We start from the raw sequence: 1375 nt of genomic DNA on the forward strand, positions 1-1375 counted from the left end.
AGACAGGAGACAGGAGACAGGAGGAAAATTACATGGGGATTCTCACCCCAAGTAATTTTGAACACCGTGTAGACGGTGGGGTATTAAACCCACAAAGAAAATGATAAATATTTTTTTCCTAGAACTGCACCTAAGTTCAGACAGAAATCATTCTATGGTTTTCAAACTGGCGATCTTGTGAAAGCAGTTGTGACTAAAAGCAACAAGATTGGTACTTATTCTAGTAGAGTTGCAGTCAGAAAAACTGGCAGTTTCAATATTAAAACTAAGACTGAAACTGTACAAGGAATTGGTTATAAATATTGTCAACACTTGCACAAATCAGATGGGTACACTTATAGATTTGGCGAATTAATCAAACAGAAAACTACTAACCTTTTCAATAAAATAATTGATATTTCACCTAGTCCAGTTCAGTTAAATATATTTGATACTTCTGAGTTAAGCATATCAGAGGTACAACCGAAAGAAAAAAAATCCAGGAAGAAGTTTAGCGGTACTAATGGAGAACAGCTAAATTTGTTCTAAGTAAACGGAGGAAAGTCATTTATTTGCTGGTTGTTTTCCTCCCGGCACTAAATCAAAGATTATAGTGCATATCTCCAGCAACTATTTGAGATGATTAACTATTAGGCTAAGGATGGGAATAGAAGAATATCTCAGATTAGCAAAACTCTACTTGAGCGAAGGTAAATTAAGTCAAGCTATAGCAACCTGTCAAGAAGTTTTAAAATTACAATCAAATTCTGAGGATGCCTACAGAATATTAGGGGAAATTTATCAAGTTCAAGGCGATTTTCAGGCAGCTATGTATTCTTATACAAAAGCTTTGGAGATTAAGCCAGAATATGCGGAAGTTCATGCTTTTCTTGGTCAATTATATAGTCAGAAAAAGTGGTTGATTGAAGCAGCAAGTCAATATCAACAAGGGATTAATTTAGGGTTAAAATGGCCAGAAGTGTATTATAATCTGGGTAATATAAAGCATCAATTTGGTTATTTAGAAGCTGCTATAGAATGTTATGAAATAGCTATTATTCTGAAGCCGAATTATATTAAGGCTTATTTTAGTTTGGGTATTGTTTTTGAGTTGCAAAGAAATTATCAAGCAGCAGTTGATATTTATCGAAAAATTATCGCACTCAAGCCTAATTCTGTAGAAGCTTATAATAATTTAGGTGGTGTTTTAGCGGATTTGAATAGAACGGAAGAAGCTGTTGAAGTTTATCGGCAGGGGTTAGGTTTAAAACCAAACTCAGCAGATTTATATAATAATATTGGTCATGCTTTATCAACAGAAAATCCGGCACAAGCGATCGCTGCTTATGGTCGTGCTATAGAGTTAAATCCTACTTTTATTAAGGCGCATTATAAT

The 1375-nt window shown here is 34.3% G+C and carries 2 protein-coding genes; both read left to right on the forward strand.

Features of this window, described 5'->3' with window-relative positions:
- The first annotated feature begins 189 nt into the window (after positions 1-189).
- Positions 190-528, forward strand: a complete 339-nt coding sequence (locus F6K13_RS33330; RefSeq protein ID WP_124145818.1) for a hypothetical protein — start codon at positions 190-192, stop codon at positions 526-528.
- 112 nt (positions 529-640) lie between these two features.
- A partial coding sequence (locus tag F6K13_RS33335; protein ID WP_287289956.1) for a lipopolysaccharide assembly protein LapB occupies positions 641-1375 on the forward strand: 735 nt, incomplete at its 3' end.

Origin of the sequence: Okeania sp. SIO2B9, assembly GCF_010672505.1 — a bacterium.
Taxonomy (GTDB): domain Bacteria; phylum Cyanobacteriota; class Cyanobacteriia; order Cyanobacteriales; family Microcoleaceae; genus Okeania; species Okeania hirsuta.